At 73.2% G+C, this 16,492-nt stretch carries 15 protein-coding genes; 8 read left to right on the forward strand and 7 right to left on the reverse strand.

Annotation, left to right across the window (positions count from 1 at the left end; genetic code table 11):
• Positions 1-65: 65 nt before the first annotated feature.
• The gene (locus ACQPXD_RS33540) at positions 66-491 is read left to right on the forward strand and encodes a MarR family winged helix-turn-helix transcriptional regulator (protein ID WP_432825341.1); all 426 of its coding nucleotides are present in this window, start codon (positions 66-68) and stop codon (positions 489-491) included.
• Positions 488-2,215 carry an MFS transporter gene (locus tag ACQPXD_RS33545; protein ID WP_432825342.1) on the forward strand — a complete coding sequence of 576 codons (1,728 nt, stop codon included), beginning with the start codon at positions 488-490 and terminating at the stop codon, positions 2,213-2,215. The genes ACQPXD_RS33540 and ACQPXD_RS33545 overlap by 4 nt, the downstream gene beginning before the upstream one ends.
• A gap of 69 nt (positions 2,216-2,284) precedes the next feature.
• On the opposite strand, the gene ACQPXD_RS33550 is transcribed toward ACQPXD_RS33545, so the two are convergent.
• The 3 genes from ACQPXD_RS33550 to ACQPXD_RS33560 all read right to left on the reverse strand — a co-directional run bounded on the left by ACQPXD_RS33550 (position 2,285) and on the right by ACQPXD_RS33560 (position 4,718).
• Positions 2,285-3,487 carry an RNA polymerase sigma factor gene (locus tag ACQPXD_RS33550; RefSeq protein ID WP_432844060.1) on the reverse strand — a complete coding sequence of 401 codons (1,203 nt, stop codon included), beginning with the start codon at positions 3,485-3,487 and terminating at the stop codon, positions 2,285-2,287.
• Between the two features lie 123 nt (positions 3,488-3,610).
• Positions 3,611-3,952: a YciI family protein gene (locus ACQPXD_RS33555; RefSeq protein ID WP_432825343.1), complete on the reverse strand. Its 342-nt coding sequence runs from the start codon at positions 3,950-3,952 to the stop codon at positions 3,611-3,613.
• Positions 3,953-4,301: 349 nt separating this feature from the next.
• Complete coding sequence (locus ACQPXD_RS33560) at positions 4,302-4,718, reverse strand: ester cyclase (RefSeq protein WP_432825344.1); 417 nt, start codon at positions 4,716-4,718, stop codon at positions 4,302-4,304.
• Positions 4,719-4,964: 246 nt separating this feature from the next.
• Between ACQPXD_RS33560 and ACQPXD_RS33565 the strand changes: the two genes are divergently transcribed.
• Positions 4,965-6,005 (forward strand): adenosine deaminase, encoded by a 1,041-nt coding sequence (locus ACQPXD_RS33565; protein ID WP_432825345.1) that lies wholly within the window; start codon positions 4,965-4,967, stop codon positions 6,003-6,005.
• Here ACQPXD_RS33565 and ACQPXD_RS33570 read toward each other — a convergent pair.
• The 4 genes from ACQPXD_RS33570 to ACQPXD_RS33585 form a co-directional block, all read right to left on the reverse strand.
• A complete protein-coding gene (locus ACQPXD_RS33570; protein WP_432825346.1) occupies positions 5,981-6,739 on the reverse strand; it encodes an SAM-dependent methyltransferase in 759 nt (252 codons plus the stop codon). The two genes, ACQPXD_RS33565 and ACQPXD_RS33570, sit on opposite strands and share 25 nt — an antisense overlap.
• Before the next feature lie 37 nt (positions 6,740-6,776).
• Positions 6,777-7,538, reverse strand: a complete 762-nt coding sequence (locus ACQPXD_RS33575; protein WP_432825347.1) for a methylenetetrahydrofolate reductase — start codon at positions 7,536-7,538, stop codon at positions 6,777-6,779.
• Between the two features lie 64 nt (positions 7,539-7,602).
• Positions 7,603-7,779, reverse strand: a complete 177-nt coding sequence (locus tag ACQPXD_RS33580) for a hypothetical protein (RefSeq protein ID WP_432825348.1) — start codon at positions 7,777-7,779, stop codon at positions 7,603-7,605.
• Between the two features lie 84 nt (positions 7,780-7,863).
• A complete protein-coding gene (locus ACQPXD_RS33585) occupies positions 7,864-8,691 on the reverse strand; it encodes an RNA polymerase sigma factor SigF (RefSeq protein ID WP_432825349.1) in 828 nt (275 codons plus the stop codon).
• A 339-nt stretch (positions 8,692-9,030) separates the two neighbouring features.
• On the opposite strand from ACQPXD_RS33585, the gene ACQPXD_RS33590 reads away from it, so the two are divergent.
• The 5 genes from ACQPXD_RS33590 to ACQPXD_RS33610 all read left to right on the forward strand — a co-directional run bounded on the left by ACQPXD_RS33590 (position 9,031) and on the right by ACQPXD_RS33610 (position 16,113).
• Positions 9,031-9,792, forward strand: coding sequence for an SAM-dependent methyltransferase (locus tag ACQPXD_RS33590; protein WP_432825350.1), 762 nt, complete (start codon positions 9,031-9,033; stop codon positions 9,790-9,792).
• Between the two features lie 145 nt (positions 9,793-9,937).
• Complete coding sequence (locus ACQPXD_RS33595; protein ID WP_432825351.1) at positions 9,938-11,572, forward strand: DUF4331 domain-containing protein; 1,635 nt, start codon at positions 9,938-9,940, stop codon at positions 11,570-11,572.
• A gap of 58 nt (positions 11,573-11,630) precedes the next feature.
• A complete protein-coding gene (locus ACQPXD_RS33600) occupies positions 11,631-12,923 on the forward strand; it encodes a tetratricopeptide repeat protein (RefSeq protein WP_432825352.1) in 1,293 nt (430 codons plus the stop codon).
• A gap of 1 nt (position 12,924) precedes the next feature.
• Positions 12,925-14,403, forward strand: a complete 1,479-nt coding sequence (locus ACQPXD_RS33605; RefSeq protein WP_432825353.1) for a hypothetical protein — start codon at positions 12,925-12,927, stop codon at positions 14,401-14,403.
• A gap of 831 nt (positions 14,404-15,234) precedes the next feature.
• Positions 15,235-16,113: a hypothetical protein gene (locus tag ACQPXD_RS33610; RefSeq protein WP_432825354.1), complete on the forward strand. Its 879-nt coding sequence runs from the start codon at positions 15,235-15,237 to the stop codon at positions 16,111-16,113.
• Positions 16,114-16,492 lie beyond the last annotated feature (379 nt).

Below are 16,492 nucleotides of genomic sequence, written 5' to 3' on the forward strand. Positions count from 1 at the left end.
AAGCGGGGGTGAACTAGGTCGCATTGCATAAGCCACTTCTATAAGCGCGTGATACGAATGGAGACATGCCCGCTGCTCGTACCGCATTGGATCCTGCGCGGCTGACGGTCGCCATCGAACGGGTCTTCAGCCTCCTGCGGCAGGGCAACCCCCCGAACGACATCAGTCTCACGGCCGCCTCGACGCTGCGGCGCCTGGAGCGCGAAGGACCACGGCGGCTCACCGAGCTCGCCACCGCGGAGGGCGTCACCCAGCCCGCGATGACCCAGCTCGTGCAGCGCCTGGAGCGGGAGGGGCTGGCCGACCGGGCCACCGACCCCGCCGACGGCCGGGTCGTGCTGGTGCGGGTGACGCAGGCCGGCGTCGAGCTGCTCGCCCGGCGCCGCGCCGTGCGCGCGGAGCACCTCGCCGGACTGCTCGTGGACCTGTCCGAAGAAGACGAGGCGCTGATCGCGGCTGCGCTGCCGGCGCTGGAGAGGCTCGCCAAGTGACCGACACACTTGAGGCGTCGAAGAAGTCCGGCTTCCGCGGGGCGCTGGCCGCCGGCGCCGACCACCCGCACTACAAGTGGGTGGCGCTGTCCAACACCACGCTCGGCATGCTCATCGCCACGATCAACTCGTCGATCGTGCTGATCTCGCTGCCGGCCATCTTCAACGGCATCCACCTCAACCCGCTCAGCCCGGGCAACGTTTCCTACCTGCTGTGGATGCTGATGGGGTACATGCTCGTCAGCGCGGTGCTGGTGGTGACCCTGGGGCGGCTGGGCGACATGTTCGGCCGGGTGCGCATCTACAACCTCGGCTTCGCGCTGTTCACCATCACCTCGATCGCCCTGTCGCTGGACCCGTTCAACGGCGGCAACGGCGCCCTGTGGCTCATCGGCTGGCGGGTGCTGCAGGCCGTCGGCGGCGCGATGCTGATGGCCAACTCCGCGGCGATCCTCACCGACGCGTTCCCGGCCGCGCAGCGCGGCATGGCGCTGGGCGTCAACATCGTCGCCGGCATCGCCGGCTCCTTCATCGGCCTGGTCGTCGGCGGCGTGCTCGCCGAGTGGGACTGGCGCGCGATCTTCTGGGTCAACGTGCCCATCGGCGTCATCGGCACGCTCTGGGCGTACCGCTCCCTCCACGACACCGGCCTGCGCCGGCCCGGGCGCATCGACTGGTGGGGCAACCTGACCTTCGCCGCCGGGCTCACCGCGCTGCTGGCCGGCATCACCTACGGCATCCAGCCCTACGGCGGCCACAGCCAGGGCTGGACCAACCCGTGGGTGCTCGCCGGCCTGATCGGCGGCGTGGCGATCCTGGGCGTGTTCGCGCTCATCGAGCGGCACGTCGCCGAGCCGATGTTCCCGCTCGGCCTGTTCAAGATCCGGGCGTTCTCCTCGGGCAACGTGGCCGGCCTGCTCGCCGCCATCGCCCGCGGCGGCCTGCAGTTCATGCTGATCATCTGGCTGCAGGGCATCTGGCTGCCGCTGCACGGCTACAGCTACGAGTCCACGCCCCTGTGGGCCGGCATCTACCTGCTGCCGCTCACCGTGGGCTTCCTCGCCGCCGGGCCCATCTCCGGGCACCTGTCGGACAAATACGGCCCCCGGCTCTTCGGCGCCGTCGGCCTGCTCGTCATGGCGCTGTCCTTCGGCGGCCTGCTGATCCTGCCGACCGACTTCAGCTACTGGGCGTTCGCGCTGCTGGTCTTCCTCAACGGGCTCGGCGGCGGCCTGTTCGCCGCGCCCAACACATCGCAGATCATGTCCAGCGTCCCGGCCCACCTGCGCGGCGCCGCGTCGGGCATGCGGGCCACCTTCCAGAACGCCGGCATGGTGCTGTCCATCGGCGTGTTCTTCTCGCTCATGATCGCCGGCCTGTCCAGCTCGCTGCCGAGCACGCTCAGCACCGGCCTGACCTCCCAGGGTGTGCCGGCCGCGGCGGCGAACCAGATCGCCGGGCTGCCGCCGGTGGGCACGCTGTTCGCCGCGTTCCTCGGGTACAACCCGATCCAGTCCCTGCTCGGCCCGCAGCTGCTCGGCCAGCTTCCGCCGGACAACGCGGCGACGCTGACCGGCCGGGAGTTCTTCCCGCACCTGGTCGCGGGCCCGTTCCACGACGGCCTGGTGATCGTGTTCTGGCTGGCCATCGCGATGGCCGTGATCGGCGCGCTCGCGTCGTTGATCAAGCCCGCAAAGCACCAGATCGGCGACACCGCCGCCTGAGTCTTCCACTCGCACGACCGCCGCGCCGGTACAGCCACGGGCCGCGCCGCGGCACCACGGGCGGGCCGGTCACCCCGGGGAGTGGGGTGCCGGTCCGTCCGTGTTTTCCAGCCCGTCCCGGCGCCGCCGCAGGAAGGCGCGCTCGACCTCGTTCTCGCACCGGGCGATCGCGGACTCGTAGGCGTCCCGGGCCTGCCGGGTGCGGCCCAGCCGGCGCAGCAGGTCGGCCCGGGCCGCGTGCAGGTAGTGGTAGCCCGCCAGGCGCGGGTCGGTGGCCAGGCCGTCGATCAGCGCCAGGCCGGCCGCCGGGCCGTCGAGCATCGCCACGACCACGGCCCGGTTCAGCGCCACCACCGGCGACGGCCAGGCGGCCAGGAGCAGGTCGTACACGTCGCGCAGCTGCTTCCAGTCGGTCAGGGCGTAGGCCGGGGCCTCGGTGTAGAGCGCGGCGATCGTCGCCTGCAGCGCGAAGCGGCCCGGCCGGCCGCCGCGCAGCGCCGCGCGGACCAGCCCCAGGCCCTCCTCGATCCCGGGCCGGTCCCACTGCCCGCGGTCCTGCTCCTCCAGCAGCAACAGGTGCCCGTCCGGGCCGACTCGGGTGGCGCGGCGGGCGTCGTGCAGCAGCATCAGCGCCAGCAGGCCGGTCGCCTCGCGCTCGTCGGGCATCAGCGCACACAGCGTCCGGGCCAGGTCCAGGGCCCGCTCGACCAGGTCCGGGCGCAGCAGGTCGGGCCCGGTCGGGGCGGCGTGGCCGGTGGTGAACACGAGGTGGACGACGGTGAGCACGGCGTCGAGGCGCTCCGGCAGCTCCTCGGCGGTGGGCACCCGGTAGGGGATGCGGGCCGCGGCGATCTTCTTCTTCGCCCGGGTCACCCGGGCGGCCATCGTGGGCTCGCTGACCAGGAACGCGTGCGCGATCTCGGCCGTGGTTAGCCCGCACACCAGCCGCAGCGTGAGCGCGAGCTGTGCTTCGCGCGCCAGCGCGGGATGGCAACACGTGAACACCAGGCGGAGCCGGTCGTCGGGAAAGGTCGACATTTCGGATATTTCCGATATTTCGGGTACGACGAGCAGCGGGAGTTTTGAGCGCAGTGTTGCCGCCCGCTTGTGCGCGTTCAGGGCGCGGCGCTGGGCGGCCGTCGTCAACCACGCACCCGGGTTGTCCGGCACGCCCTGGCGCAGCCAGGCGTCCATGGCCGACACGTAGGCGTCCTGCACGCACTCCTCGGCCAGGTCGAGGTCACGCGCGACACGCACCGTCGCGGCGAGCACCCGGGCCCACTCGCGACGGTGCGCGTCGGCGATCGCCGACCGGACGTCGGCCGCTTCCGCCAACTCGCTACTCTTCCGGCAACTCGCTACGCTTCCGGCAACTCGCTACTCTTTCGGCGCTCGCTACTCGAAGACCATCACCGGGCGGACCTCGACGCCGCCGAACGGCGCCGGGCACAGCTTGGCGATCTCCAGCGCCTGGTCGAGGTCCTTCGCCTCGATCAGGTAATAACCGCCGAGCACCTCCTTGGTCTCCACGAACGGCCCATCGGTGACCACGTCGCCACGAATCGAGGTCGCGGTCGGCGTCGGCTGGAGCGCGTTACCGCCCACGAGCGTGCCACCGAGCTCACCAACCTGCTCGGCGAACCGGTTGTGCGCGACCATCGCCTGCTCCCAGACGGCGGGGTCGGGGTTCTCGTAGCCGGTCTCGTCCTCGTAGATCAGGATCAGATACTGAGCCATCGGACTCTCCTTGAGCTGCGTAGTGGTGTCACTGTCACCTCTACGTCAATCAGACCGCGACCGAATCGACAGCCCGATCAGATTTTTTTGCCCCTTCCAACCTTGCTACACCGCGTCGACGCCCTGTAACGCTTCGGAGTCCAGTTCCCGGGCGCCGGGCCTGGGCGGCGGCGGCCGGGCTGAGGCCAGGGCCGGCGCGACCATAAGTCTCCGTGATCATGCCGGACTACTCGCCCATACCAGGCGTTTCCCATGATCACGGAATGAAAGTGTACATATAGGTACATTAAGGCTCCGGGATCACGACAAACCGGTGGCGTCGGACCGGCCTCAGCATGATCACGGAGACTTACGGCCGGACCGCGGTGGCCGCACCGGTGGTCAGTTGCCGGAGCAGCTCGGCCGAATCGTGCAGGTTCGTCATCTGGACGAATCGGCCGTCCCTGACCTTGTAGATGGCGTACTCGACGATCTCGAACGAGGCGCCGGAAGGAGGAACACCGAGCCACTCCTTCACCGGAGTGCCGGTGTTGATCGCGCGGACGGCGATGCCGTCCCGGTCGAACAGCAGTTCCTTGAGCTCCCAGTGAATGTCCGGAACGGCGTCGACGATGCCCTTCAGGACCCTGACGACGGCGTCCCGGGTGCCGGGCTCGCCGCCCAGCAGGACCTCGTCATTGATGAACTCGTCCATGCCGTCGAACTCATGGGCGTTGAGCGCCGCGGCGTAGCGCATGTACCAGTCGCGCAGACCGTTCTCGGTCATCGGATTGCCCCTTCCTGCTGCACCGCTCGGTAGCGGAGCATCGCTGACCTGCACGTATTTCGGCACCGATCGGTGCCGAATGAGACCCTAGCACTTCGGTACCGATCGGTGCACAAGAGGCGGGATGCTGTGATGGAGCAGGCACGGCTGGGCCGGGCGAGCCGCGCCGACCCGACCGAAGCCATGCCGCCGCTGACCGGGAACGCGCGACCCGGCCGGCGCGGCGGCTTTGCTACGGTCGGGTCGATGCACACCCCACCTGACGACGAGCTCGCCGCCTTCGTAGCCGGCCTGCCAAAGGCCGAGCTGCACGTCCATCACGTCGGCTCGGCGACGCCGCAGACGGTCGCCCGGCTCGCCGAGCGCCACGCGGGCGACACCCCGGTGCCGGCCGATCCGCAGCTGCTGGCCGACTACTTCACGTTCACCGACTTCGCGCATTTCATCGAGGTGTACCTCACCGTCGTGGACCTGATCCGCGACGCCGAGGACGTGGCGACGCTGACCTACGACATCGGCGCCGGGCTGGCCGCGCAGAGCGTCCGCTACGCCGAGCTGACCTTGACGCCGTACTCGTCGATCATCCGCGGCATCCCCGCCGAGGCCTACTGCGAGGCGGTCGAGGACGCCCGCGCCCGGGTGGCCCGCGACCACGGCGTCGAGCTGCGCTGGTGCTTCGACATCCCCGGCGAGGCCGGCGTGCCGTCGGCGGACGTGACCCTGGAGACGGCGCTCAAGCAGCGCCCCGCCGGCCTGGTCAGCTTCGGCCTCGGCGGACCCGAGCGGGGCGTGCCGCGGGAGTGGTTCGCCCCGCACTTCGCCGCCGCCCGCGCCGCCGGGCTGCGCAGCGCCCCGCACGCCGGCGAGTCCACCGGCCCGGCCACGGTCTGGGACGCCCTGCGCCACCTCGGCGCCGAGCGCATCGGCCACGGCATCGCCGCCGCCCAGGACCCGGAGCTGCTGGCCCACCTGCGCGAGCACGACATCGCGCTGGAGGTGTGCCCGACCTCCAACGTCTGCACCCGCTCGGTGCCGTCGCTGGCGGAGCACCCGCTGCCCACCCTGGTCGCCGCCGGGGTGCCGATCACGATCAACTCCGACGACCCGCCGATGTTCTCCACCACGCTCAACCAGGAGTACCTGGTGGCGGCGCGGCTGCTGGGCCTGTCCCGGGCCGGGGTGGCCGACCTGGCACGGGCCGGGGTGCGGCACTCGTTCCTGGACGAGCCGGGCAAGGCCGCGCTGCTGGCCGAGATCGACGCCTACACGGCGGCGGCCACCAGGTAGGTCCGCATCCCCGGGTCGTCCGGCTCGGCCCGCCCGGTCAGCCGGCCGTGGTTCGCGGCCGGCGAGCCGGCGAGGTCCCACGTCACGTCCGCCCAGCCGGCGTCGCGGAACAGTCCCGCCGGGTCGTCCGTGCAGAAGGGCGGGCTCAGGTGGTACCGCCGCCGCGACTCGATCATCGGCTGGAGCGACGGCAGCCGGAGCAGCCCCGTGCCGAACACGTCGGCCAGGAACCGCCCGCCGCCGGTCAGCGCGGCGGCACCGGCCAGCAGCGGACCGACCGCTGCCGCGGGCAGGTGGAACAGCAGCCCCTCGGCCAGCCACAGGGTCGGCGCGCCCGGGTCGAAGCCGGCGCCGAGCAGCGCCGGCCCCCAGTCGCCGCGCAGGTCCGCCTCGACGATCCGCACCGCGCACCCGGGCCGGGCCGGGATCCGCTCGTGCTTGGCGGCCAGCAGCACGGGCAGGTCCACCTCGAACACGGTCGCGCCGGCCGGCAGCGGCAGCCGCCAGGCCCGGGTGTCGAGCCCGGCGCCGAGCAGGACGAGCTGCCGCAGCCACCCGGCCGCGGTGACGGCGTCGTCGAAGTACCGCGTGCGCACGACCAGGAACGGGTTGTCCGGCCCGGCATCGGCCCCGCCGGCGAGCACCTCCGCCCACGGGTCCTCGAACAGCCGATCCGGCCGCGCCGACTCCCGCGCCCGCACCGCCGCCGTCCACCGCGCCGAACCCCGCTCCACCCGCGCGACGCTACCCCCGGCGACCCCTCGCGCGGCTTCAGGGCTCGAGGGCGAGGGCGATCTCGCGGTAGCGGGAGACGGTGACCAGGTGCACGCCGGCGAAGGCGCCGGTGGCGCGGACGGCCTCGAGGTGTTCGCAGGCGGCGGCCACGCCGTGGCGGGGGTCGGCCTCGACGCGGTCGACGAGGGCGGACGGGATGTCGATGTCCGGGATCGTCGCCGACAGCCGGCGGGCCATCCCGGCGCTGGCCAGGACCAGCACGCCGGCGTACACCGGCTGGGTCAGGGCCGTCTCGTCGCGCCAGCGCAGCAGGGCGTCGAGGGAGAAGGACATCTGGGCGAAGACGAAGTCGGCGTCGCGCTTCCAGGACGGCACGCGGCGCAGGCCCGCGGCCACGCCGATGCGGGGGCGGGTGAAGCCGGGGCGCTCCCCCATCGAGCGGGCCTCGGCCATCATCGTGCGCACGGTGAGGTCGGCGGCGCGGTCGCCGGCGGTGGGCTTGTCGCCGTGCACGAACAGGAACTCGTCCACGCCGTAGGCGGCGGCGGTGAGCATGTCGCGCTGGAAGCCCAGCAGGTTGCGGTCGCGGGAGTTCAGGCAGGCGATGCTGCGCCCGCCCATCGCGGCCACCTCGTGCGCGACCGCGATGCTGGACACGGTGGCCCGGCCGATGTGGTTGTCGGGGATGAGGAACGCGTGCGCCACCGGGCCGAGCACGCCGATCTGGTGCCGCACGTGGCGGATGTCCGGCCGCGTCGGCGGCTCGATCTCGCAGACGATCTCGAAGTCGCTCCCCACCCCGACACCCTAGAGCCTCAGCACGAGGACCCCGCGCGCACCGGGGTCCCGTCCGGTGCAGGGCTCAGCACGGGATCAGTTCCGTGCGGCGCACCCGCACGCGCGTGCCGTCGGTCAGCGTGACCTCCACCCGGCCCGCGGCGTCGGTGTCGCCGAACGCGTAGATCTCCTTGCCGTCGTGCTCGGCGAGGTCCGCGCGGCTCGGTCGTAGTACCCACTTCAATTCCGGCAATTTGCCCATTTCACCCACCCCCACCGGAAACGGTACGACGCGCGGCCCCGCCCCCGCGGCAAGCGCGCGGGGGGGCCCCCGTGTGAGTGAGCGTCAGCCCTCGTGGGTGAGCTGCGCGCGCAGGGCGCGCAGGGCGCCGGCCAGCAGGCGGGAGACGTGCATCTGGGAGATGCCCAGCTCGGCGGCGATCTGCGACTGGGTCAGGTTGCCGTGGAAGCGCATCGCGATGATCCGCTGCTCGCGCTCCGGCAGCTTGGCCAGCAGCGGGCGCAGCGCCTCGCGGTTCTCCACGTTCGCCATGTCGGCGTCCTCGCCGCCGAGCAGGTCGCCGAGGCCGTTCGCGCCGCCGTCGCCGCCGTCGCCGACCGGGGCGTCCAGGGAGAGCGCGCGGTAGGCCTGGCCGCAGTCGAGGCCCTCGATGACCTCCTCCTCGCTCACGCCCAGGCGCTCGGCGAGGTCGGTCACCGTCGGCGAGCGGCCCAGTTGCTGGGCCAGGTCGCCGGAGACCTTGCCGATCTCCAGGCGCAGCTCCTGCAGGCGGCGCGGCACGCGCACGTCCCAGCCCTTGTCGCGGAAGTGGCGCTTGAGCTCGCCGACGATCATCGGGATCGCGTAGCTGGTGAACGCGGCGCCGCGGGTCGGGTCGAAGCCGTCGACCGACTTGATCAGGCCCAGGTTGGCCACCTGGACCAGGTCGTCGAACTGCTCGCCACGGTTGCGGAACCGGCGAGCCAGGTACTCGGCGAGCGGGATGTACAGCTCGATCAGCCGCGCCCGCACGCGATCCCGGTCGGTGCCGGCGGGCAGGTCGGCCAGCAGCGACAGCAGGGCCCGGGCCTGGGCGTCGTTCTCGCGGGTCGCGCGGGTGCCGTGCGACTGCTCGTCGGTGTGCTGGTGGGTGCTCCGCACGTCAATGCTCATGGCAGGATTCAGCCTTTCCATCTGGTACCGCATGACCGGCGCCACGACATGTCCCGGTGCACGCCTCGCGCATCCGGGGTTTCGGTGGTGTACGAGCGGGAACCCCTGCGGCAGGGCAGGCGGGCACGCGCGCTCGAATCCGGTCGGGTGACGCTGCGGCGCCCATGTCTTGAGCGCCGGCGCAGTTCCTCCGGCGTCGCCACGCTTCCGGGTGGCCCGCCGCTGTCTGGACGGGACCCGGCCGCACGAGGATGAACTCACCCGTGCGAGGTGGGACGAGTACACCTTACAAGAACTTGCCGTACAGCAAAAGTCACGGGGGTCAGTAGGGTGACGGTTATGCCGATCGATGCCACGGTCCCGAACGTCGCCCGGATGTACGACTACTACCTCGGTGGCTACCACAACTTCGCCACCGACCGGGAGGCCGCCGAGAAGATCCTGGCCATCTTTCCCGACACGCCGGCGGCGGCGCGGACCAACCGGCGGTTCATGCAGCGGGCCGTGGCCTACCTGGGCCGGGAGGCCGGCGTGCGGCAGTTCCTCGACATCGGCGCCGGGCTGCCGACCCAGGGCAACGTGCACGAGCACACCGACGGCCGGGTGGTGTACGTCGACAACGACCCGGTGGCCGTCGCCCAGGCCCGCGCCCTGGTCGAGGGCGACGAGCGGGTGTCGGTGGCGCTGGCCGACCTGCGCGAGCCCGAGGCGCTGCTGGCCGACCCGCACGTGCGCGACCACCTCGACCTCGCCGAGCCGGTCGCGATCCTGCTGGTGTCGATCCTGCACTTCGTCCCCGACGAGACCGACCCGTGGGGGCTCATCGCCCGGCTCCGCGACGCCACCGCGCCCGGCAGCCACCTCGTCGTGTCGCACCTGACGCTCGACGGCGTCGGTGAGGCGCCCGCGCAGGAGGGGCGGCAGGTGTACCGCCAAGCGAACGCCCCGATCGTCCCGCGCACCAGGGCCGGCATCGAGCGGCTCTTCACCGGCTACGACCTCGTCGACCCGGGCCTGGTGTGGATCGGCCGGTGGCGGCCCGACGCGGCCGGCGGCGAGCAGGTCTCCCACGGCTACGGCGGGGTCGGCGTCAAGCGCTGAATCGACGGATTCGGCGCCGGTCACGCGGCGGATGGGTCGCTGACGGCAATCTCACAGTGACCCACCACCGGGGCGTGGTGCTCCGAAGTCCTCCCGCAGGCGGTTCGACAGCCCGGACCGCCCCGGATGTGGGAGGACCACACAGATGCGACTCGCAACCGTCCTGCGGGCCGGCGCCGCCACGGTGGTGGCCGCCGGCGTCGCGCTCGCCGGTCTCGGGCCGGTCACCTCGTCCGCGTCGAGTCACCGGGAGGCGCCGCTCATCGCCGCCGACCCGGCGGTGGACAACACCGACCTCTACGCGTTCGTGAGCCCCGAACGGGCCGGCTACGTCACGTTCATCGCCAACTGGCAGCCGTTCGAAGAGCCCAACGGCGGGCCGAACTTCTTCCCGTTCGCCACCGACGCGGTGTACCTCATCAACGTCGACAGCGACGGCGACGCCAAGCCCGACGCCGTGTTCCGGTGGACATTCCAGAACGTGGACAACCGCGGCGGCGACACGTTCCTGTACGCCAACGGCCCGGTCACCTCGCTCGACGACGAGAACCTGCTGTTCCGCCAGACGTACACCCTGGAATCCTCGTTCCACGGCGAGCCGTTCAAGACCCGCATCTCCGGCGCGCCGGTCGCCCCGTCCCGGGTCGGCGCGGCCACCATGCCGGACTACGCGAAGCTGCGCGCCGACGCCAACAAGCGCCTCCCGGGCGGCTGGAACGTCTACGCCGGCCAGGCCGACGACCCGTTCTTCCTCGACCTGCGCGTCTTCGACCTGCTCTACGGCGGCGACCTGAGCGAGGTCGGGCAGGACACCCTCGCCGGGTACAACGTCAACACCATCGCCCTGCAGGTGCCCTTCTCCGACGTCGCGCTCAAGGGCGACGCCAAGCGCAACCCGGTGATCGGCGTCTGGACCACCACCGAGCGGGCCAAGACCCGGATCACCGGCCCGGCCGCGGCCGGCGGCGACATCCGCAACGCCGAGCGGGTGCAGGTGTCCCGGCTGGGCAACCCGCTGGTCAACGAGGTCGTCGTGCCGGCCGAGCTCAAGGACGCGTTCAACTCGATCAGCCCGGACAAGGACGCCGGCATCCCGGCCGTCGTCAAGCGGGTCACCGAGCCGGAGCTGCCCAAGCTCATCGAGGGCATCTACAAGGTTCCGGCCCCGGCCACGCCCCGCGACGACCTCACCGAGATCTTCCTGACCGGCATCACCACCAAGGCCAACGGCCCGATCAAGGCGGACCTCAACTCGCAGCTCAACAACGCCGACGTCAACCCGGCCGGCTTCCGCCCGTCGGAGATGCTGCGGCTCAACCTCGGCGTCCCGGTGACCGCGCAGCCGAGCCGGCTCGGCGTGCTCGGCGGCGACCTGCAGGGCTTCCCCAACGGCCGCCGGCTCACCGACGACGTCGTGGACATCTCGCTGCAGGCGGTCGAGGGCGCGGCGGTGACCGGCAAGCCCGTCGCCGCGCTGGCCGCCGGCGACAAGGTCGACGCGAACGACAACGCGTTCTCGGGCGAGTTCCCGTACCTCGCGCTGCCCAACACGTCGGCGGTCAACAAAGGTGGCGGCACGGGCGGCGGAGCGGTCACCGGTGGCACCGCCGGCGGCACGGGCGCCTCGCCGGCCGCGGAGAACCCGAACACCAAGCCCTCGGCCTTCGAGTCCGGCATGGGCATGACCGCGGTCACCGTCGGCACGTCGGCGCTGGCCGCCGGCCTCGGCGCCGCGCTCTTCCTCGGCTGGTGGCGGCGCCGCCGCTCCCCGCTGTCCTGACGACCGTCGACCCGGGGCGGGCGTGCGGCCCGCCCCGGCCTTTCCCGAGGAGGATGCAGTGCGAGTTCGGATGATCCTGACGGTGGTACTGGCGGCCGCGCTGCTCTTCGGGCTCGGCGCCGTCGCCGGGCGCACCGGGGGTACCCCCGCGGCGGTTTGGAAGGAAAGCGCCGAAACGGCCCGGCCCGCCGCCAAGCTCCCCGCGGCCATCGCCGCCTACCAGGAGCGGCTGCGCAAGGTGCCCGGCGACTGGACCACCTGGGCGGCGCTCGGCTCGGCCTACCTGGACCAGGCCCGGGTCGGGGCCGACCCCTCGTACTACCCGAAGGCCGAGGGCGCGCTGCAGCAGTCGCTGCAGGTCCGCCCCGGCAACCCGGGCGCGCTGGCCGGCCTCGGCGCCCTGGCCAACGCCCGGCACGACTTCGCCGGCGCCAGGACCTACGCACAGCAGGCGCTCGCCGCCGACCCCTACTCCGACACCGCCTACGGCGTGCTCGCCGACGCCGAGACCCAGCTCGGCCACCCCGCCGAGGCCACCGATGCGGTACAGCACATGCTGGACCTGCGGCCCGGCCTCGCCTCCTACACCCGGGCCTCCTACGACCTGGAGCAGCACGGCCGGCGTACCGAGGCCATCGCCCTCATGCGGCAGGCGCTCGCGGCGGCCACCGAGCCCGCCGACATCGCCTTCTGCCACCAGCACCTCGCCGCCCTCGCCTGGGCCGCGGGCGACCTGGCCACCGCCGCCGGCGAGGTGGGCCTCGGCCTGGCCGCCGACGACACGGTCGCCGGCCTGTGGCAGCTGCGCTCCCGGCTCGACGCCGCCGACGGCCGCCTCGACGCCGCCCTGGCCGACCTGGACAAGGTCGTCTCCCGCACCCCGACCGTCGACGCGCTCATCGAGCAGGCCCGCATGCTCACCGCCGCGGGCCGCGACCCCGGCCCTGCCCTGCGCCTGGCCGAGGCCGCACACCAGCTGTTCGTCGCCAACGGCGGCACTGACGACCTGGGCGGCTCCGCCCTGGCCCTGGCCTCCGGCAAGGTCGAGGACGCGGTGCGGCTGGCCGAGCAGGAGTGGGGCCGCCGCCAGTTCGCCGAGGTCGCCGACGCCGTCGCGTGGAGCCTCAACGCCGCCGGCCGCCCCGCCGAGGCGCTGCCGTTCATCCAGCGCGCCGAGGCCCTCGGCCAGCTCGACCCGATGGTCGCCTACCACCACGGCATGATCGCCCTGGCCACCGGCGACCGGGTGACCGCGAAGCTGCAGCTGCAGCTGGCGCTGTCGCTCAACCCGCACTTCTCCCCCATCGACGCGCCGGCCGCCCAGCGCACCCTGACCACCTTGGAGCCGTGAGATGCGCCGCCTGCTGGTGCTGGTGTTCCTGCCGATCCTCGCGCTGGTGCTCGTGCCGGGCACCGCACACGCCCACCCGCTGGGCAACTTCTCGGTCAACCAGCTCGCCGAGCTGACCTTCACGCCGTCCGAGGTCGCGGTCGCGGCCACGGTCGACTACGCGGAGCTGCCGACGCTGCAGCAGCCGTCGCTCTCGGCGCCGGCCGAGTGCGCGGTCTTCGCCTCGGCCTTCACCGTCCGGGTCGGCGGCACCCCGCTGACCTGGCAGATCGGCCCTGCTTCCCTGGTGTACTCCGACGGCGCGGCCGGGCTGCGCACCAGCCGGCTGTCGTGCGCGCTCTCCGCGCCGGCCTCGCTGTCGCCGGCGGAGTCCACGGTCGACGTCGCCAACCGCTACCGGGACGATCGGGTGGGCTGGCGGGAGCTGACCGCTACGGCTTCGGGGGTACACCTGGTGTCGTCGCCGCTGCCCACCGCTTCCCGGACCGACGGCCTGCGCAGCTACCCTGACGACCTGCTGTCCTCGCCGCCGGACGTCCGCACGGCCTCGCTGCACCTAGCCCCTGGCGGCGCCACGGTGGCCGCGCCGTCCACGCCCGCCGCGGCGCCGCTGCCGGGTTTCCTGGGCCGGATGGAGGCCGTGCTGCGCGGCTGGGTGGGCGAACGGTCGCTCACGCCGTGGGTCGGCTTCTTGGCGGTACTCCTGGCGCTGCTCCTGGGCGGCGCGCACGCCGCGCTGCCCGGGCACGGCAAGACGGTGATGGCGGCGTACCTCGCGGGCCGCCAGGGCCGCCCACGCGACGCCCTGGCGGTTGGGGCGACGGTAACCTTGACCCACACCGGCGGGGTGCTGATCCTGGGCCTGCTCCTCACGACGGTGGCCGGCCTGGCCGGCGAGGCTGTGCTTTCGTGGCTGGGCGTGGTGAGCGGCCTGCTGGTAGCAGCCGTCGGCGTGGGCATGCTCCGCCGCCTGCGCTCCTCTCGTGCGGGTCACACTGTTGGTTCGGGGCACTCGCACTCGCATGGTTTGGGCGAGTCGCACTCGCACTCGCATGGTTCGGACCACGCGCACTCGCATGGTTTGGGCGAGTCGCATTCGCATGGTTCGGGCGAGTCGCATTCGCACTCGCATGATCACGACCACGTTGAGGCGGGGCGGCCGAGCCGGCTGGCCATCGTCGGCATGGGCATCGCGGGCGGTCTGGTGCCCAGCCCGTCTGCCCTGGTCGTCCTGCTGGGCGCGATCGCCCTGGGCCGCACCTGGTTCGGCATTCTGCTGGTACTGGCCTACGGCGCCGGCATGGCCGCCGTCCTCACCGCCGCCGGCCTGCTGCTCATCCGGGTCCGCGACCGCTGGTCCGGCCGCCTCAACCTGGGCGCCCGCCTGTCCCGGCTGACCCACCTGGCCCCCACCGGCACCGCCGCCCTCGTCCTCCTGGTCGGCTCAGCCCTGGCGGTCCGCTCCTTCGTCACTCTGTGAATTGGATCCGAAACGCCCCGAACCGGGGGCGGACGCCGGTCGCGGGCGGGCGGTATGGTGTCGGTGGGCAGCGCGCCTGCCCGCGCCTTACCCGGCCGCCCACGCCGACCGGGCCCGAGGCCAAGAGGCTCCGACTCAGCGCACCGTTCCGGGCACCCCTGCCCGGCGGAGGCATTCGCCGTCCGATCGGTGCGAGCGTGGGTCGACGCCGGAGGACTCGCCATGGCCGCTGAAGCGCAGGACCAAACTCCCCCATCCACCCCCGACGCCTTCCCGTCGCCGCCCCCTCCGGCGGCACCAACTCCACCCTCGGCAGCCCCTTCCGACACGCCTCCACCTGCACCACCTTCACCCTCGGCAGCCCCTTCCGACACGCCTTCACCCGCACCACCTGCACCCTCGGCAGCCCCTTCCGACGCGCATGCGCCTGCACCGCCTCCACCGCCGGCGGCCACCTCCGACGCGCCTCCGACCGCACCACCTCCACCGCCGGCGGCCGCCTCCGACGCGCCTCCGACCGCACCACCTCCACCGCCGGCGGCCGCCTCCGACGCGCCTCCGACCGCGCCGCCTTCACCGCCGGCAGCCCTTGCCGATGCGCATGCGCCCGGGTCGCCGCGCCGGGCCGCCGCCCGCGCCGAGGCACCACCGCCCGGCACAGCTCGCCGCGGGGCCACCTCCCCGGAGCCGTCGCCCCCGCACCCCTCACCGACATCCGGCGGGCCGTCCGATCTGCCACCGAGCGGGCCACAGCCGGTCGGAGCGCCGCGAGCCGAGGCGCGGCCGCGGGCGGGATCGCGATCCGGGCGGGACCGGGCCCGGCGCCGGGCAGTGCGAGCCCACGCCGCCCAGACCGGGCTCGCCTACTCGGCCGCGGCCCGCCAACTCGCCGCCGCCGGCCTGGGCCCAGGCGAGACGCTCGGCAACGCAGGCCGCACGGTGTACCCGGTCGCGCTGTCCCACGGCCGCTGGACCGTCATCGCCCGCGAACTGCGCCCAGCCGACGCCAAGCTCGCCGGCACCCGCGAGGCCGCCCGCCTGCCGTCCGGCCGCGCCCACCACCTGACCGAGCGCTTCCCCCCGGGCGAGACCAACGGCACGATCTTCTACGGCGGCGAGTTCCGCACCGAGCTGCTGGCCCTGGTCTATCTGGCGGTGGCCCACGAGTCCCCCGGTCTGGTGCCGCCACCGCTCGACCTGGCCTGGACCGCCGAACTGGGCGAGGAAACCGCCGTCGACATGGCCTGCGCCGACGCCGACCGCGCCGCCCGGGCTCTGCTCGCAGACGGCGCCGCCGCCCGCTGGCACCGCATCGACTCGGCCCTCACCGCCGCCCAGCACGACCCCGACCCGGCCACCCGCTACGCCGCCGACCTGCTCACCCTCGCCTACCGCCGCCTGAGCACCCCCGTCGCCGACCCCGCCGGCGAACCACACGTGCCAACCGCCCCATGGCCCGGCGTCCGCCAAACCCTCGACGCCCTCCTGGTCATCGCCGACGACGGCCACGCCCCAGGCACCCGCATCCGCCTACCAGGCCAAGCCCCCCGCCCCGAGGGCACCCTGCTCGGCGCGCACTGGCCACCAACGGGCTCCCCGACCGCGTACGACATCGCCCTCGACAACGACCCCACCGTGCACACAGTCCAACCGTCGGAAATCGTCATCCTCCCAGCCCAGGAGTCGGATGCCCCAGCCCTGACCCACTGACCCCCGCCCCCGCAGCCCCGCCCCCGCAGCCCCGCCCCCGGGCCCGAGCCCGCAGCCCGGCGCCCGGCCCGAGCCCGCAGCCCCGCGCCCGGCCCGAGCCCGCAGCCCCGCGCCCGGCCCGAGCCCGCGGCCCGAGCACCGCAGCCAAGAGCCCCGCGACCCCGAGCACCGGCAGCCCGAAGGCACCGGGTCGCCCCAAGCCCGAGCTCGGTGCCGCGTGCGCCGCGCCGCGGGCACCGCGCGTGTCCCCAGCGCTGCGGCCTGAGCGCGTGTCCTACGCCCGGGCACCACGCCGCGGCCCGGGCACCGCGCCGCGCACACCGAGCTTAGGGCGCCGTGCGCCGAGCCCGGCACCGGACACCGACCGCGTGCACCAGGG

The organism is Dactylosporangium sp. CA-092794 (assembly GCF_050948465.1).
Lineage (GTDB): Bacteria > Actinomycetota > Actinomycetes > Mycobacteriales > Micromonosporaceae > Dactylosporangium.

What these genes read in the sequence shown, in the direction of transcription:
- ACQPXD_RS33540 (WP_432825341.1), top strand. Translation starts at nt 66, where the DNA reads ATGCCCGCTGCTCGTACCGCATTGGATCCTGCGCGGCTGACGGTCGCC.
- ACQPXD_RS33555 (WP_432825343.1), bottom strand. Translation starts at nt 3,952, where the DNA reads ATGGCTCAGTATCTGATCCTGATCTACGAGGACGAGACCGGCTACGAG.
- ACQPXD_RS33560 (WP_432825344.1), bottom strand. Translation starts at nt 4,718, where the DNA reads ATGACCGAGAACGGTCTGCGCGACTGGTACATGCGCTACGCCGCGGCG.
- ACQPXD_RS33565 (WP_432825345.1), top strand. Translation starts at nt 4,965, where the DNA reads ATGCACACCCCACCTGACGACGAGCTCGCCGCCTTCGTAGCCGGCCTG.
- ACQPXD_RS33580 (WP_432825348.1), bottom strand. Translation starts at nt 7,779, where the DNA reads ATGGGCAAATTGCCGGAATTGAAGTGGGTACTACGACCGAGCCGCGCG.
- ACQPXD_RS33585 (WP_432825349.1), bottom strand. Translation starts at nt 8,691, where the DNA reads ATGAGCATTGACGTGCGGAGCACCCACCAGCACACCGACGAGCAGTCG.
- ACQPXD_RS33590 (WP_432825350.1), top strand. Translation starts at nt 9,031, where the DNA reads ATGCCGATCGATGCCACGGTCCCGAACGTCGCCCGGATGTACGACTAC.
- ACQPXD_RS33595 (WP_432825351.1), top strand. Translation starts at nt 9,938, where the DNA reads ATGCGACTCGCAACCGTCCTGCGGGCCGGCGCCGCCACGGTGGTGGCC.
- ACQPXD_RS33605 (WP_432825353.1), top strand. Translation starts at nt 12,925, where the DNA reads ATGCGCCGCCTGCTGGTGCTGGTGTTCCTGCCGATCCTCGCGCTGGTG.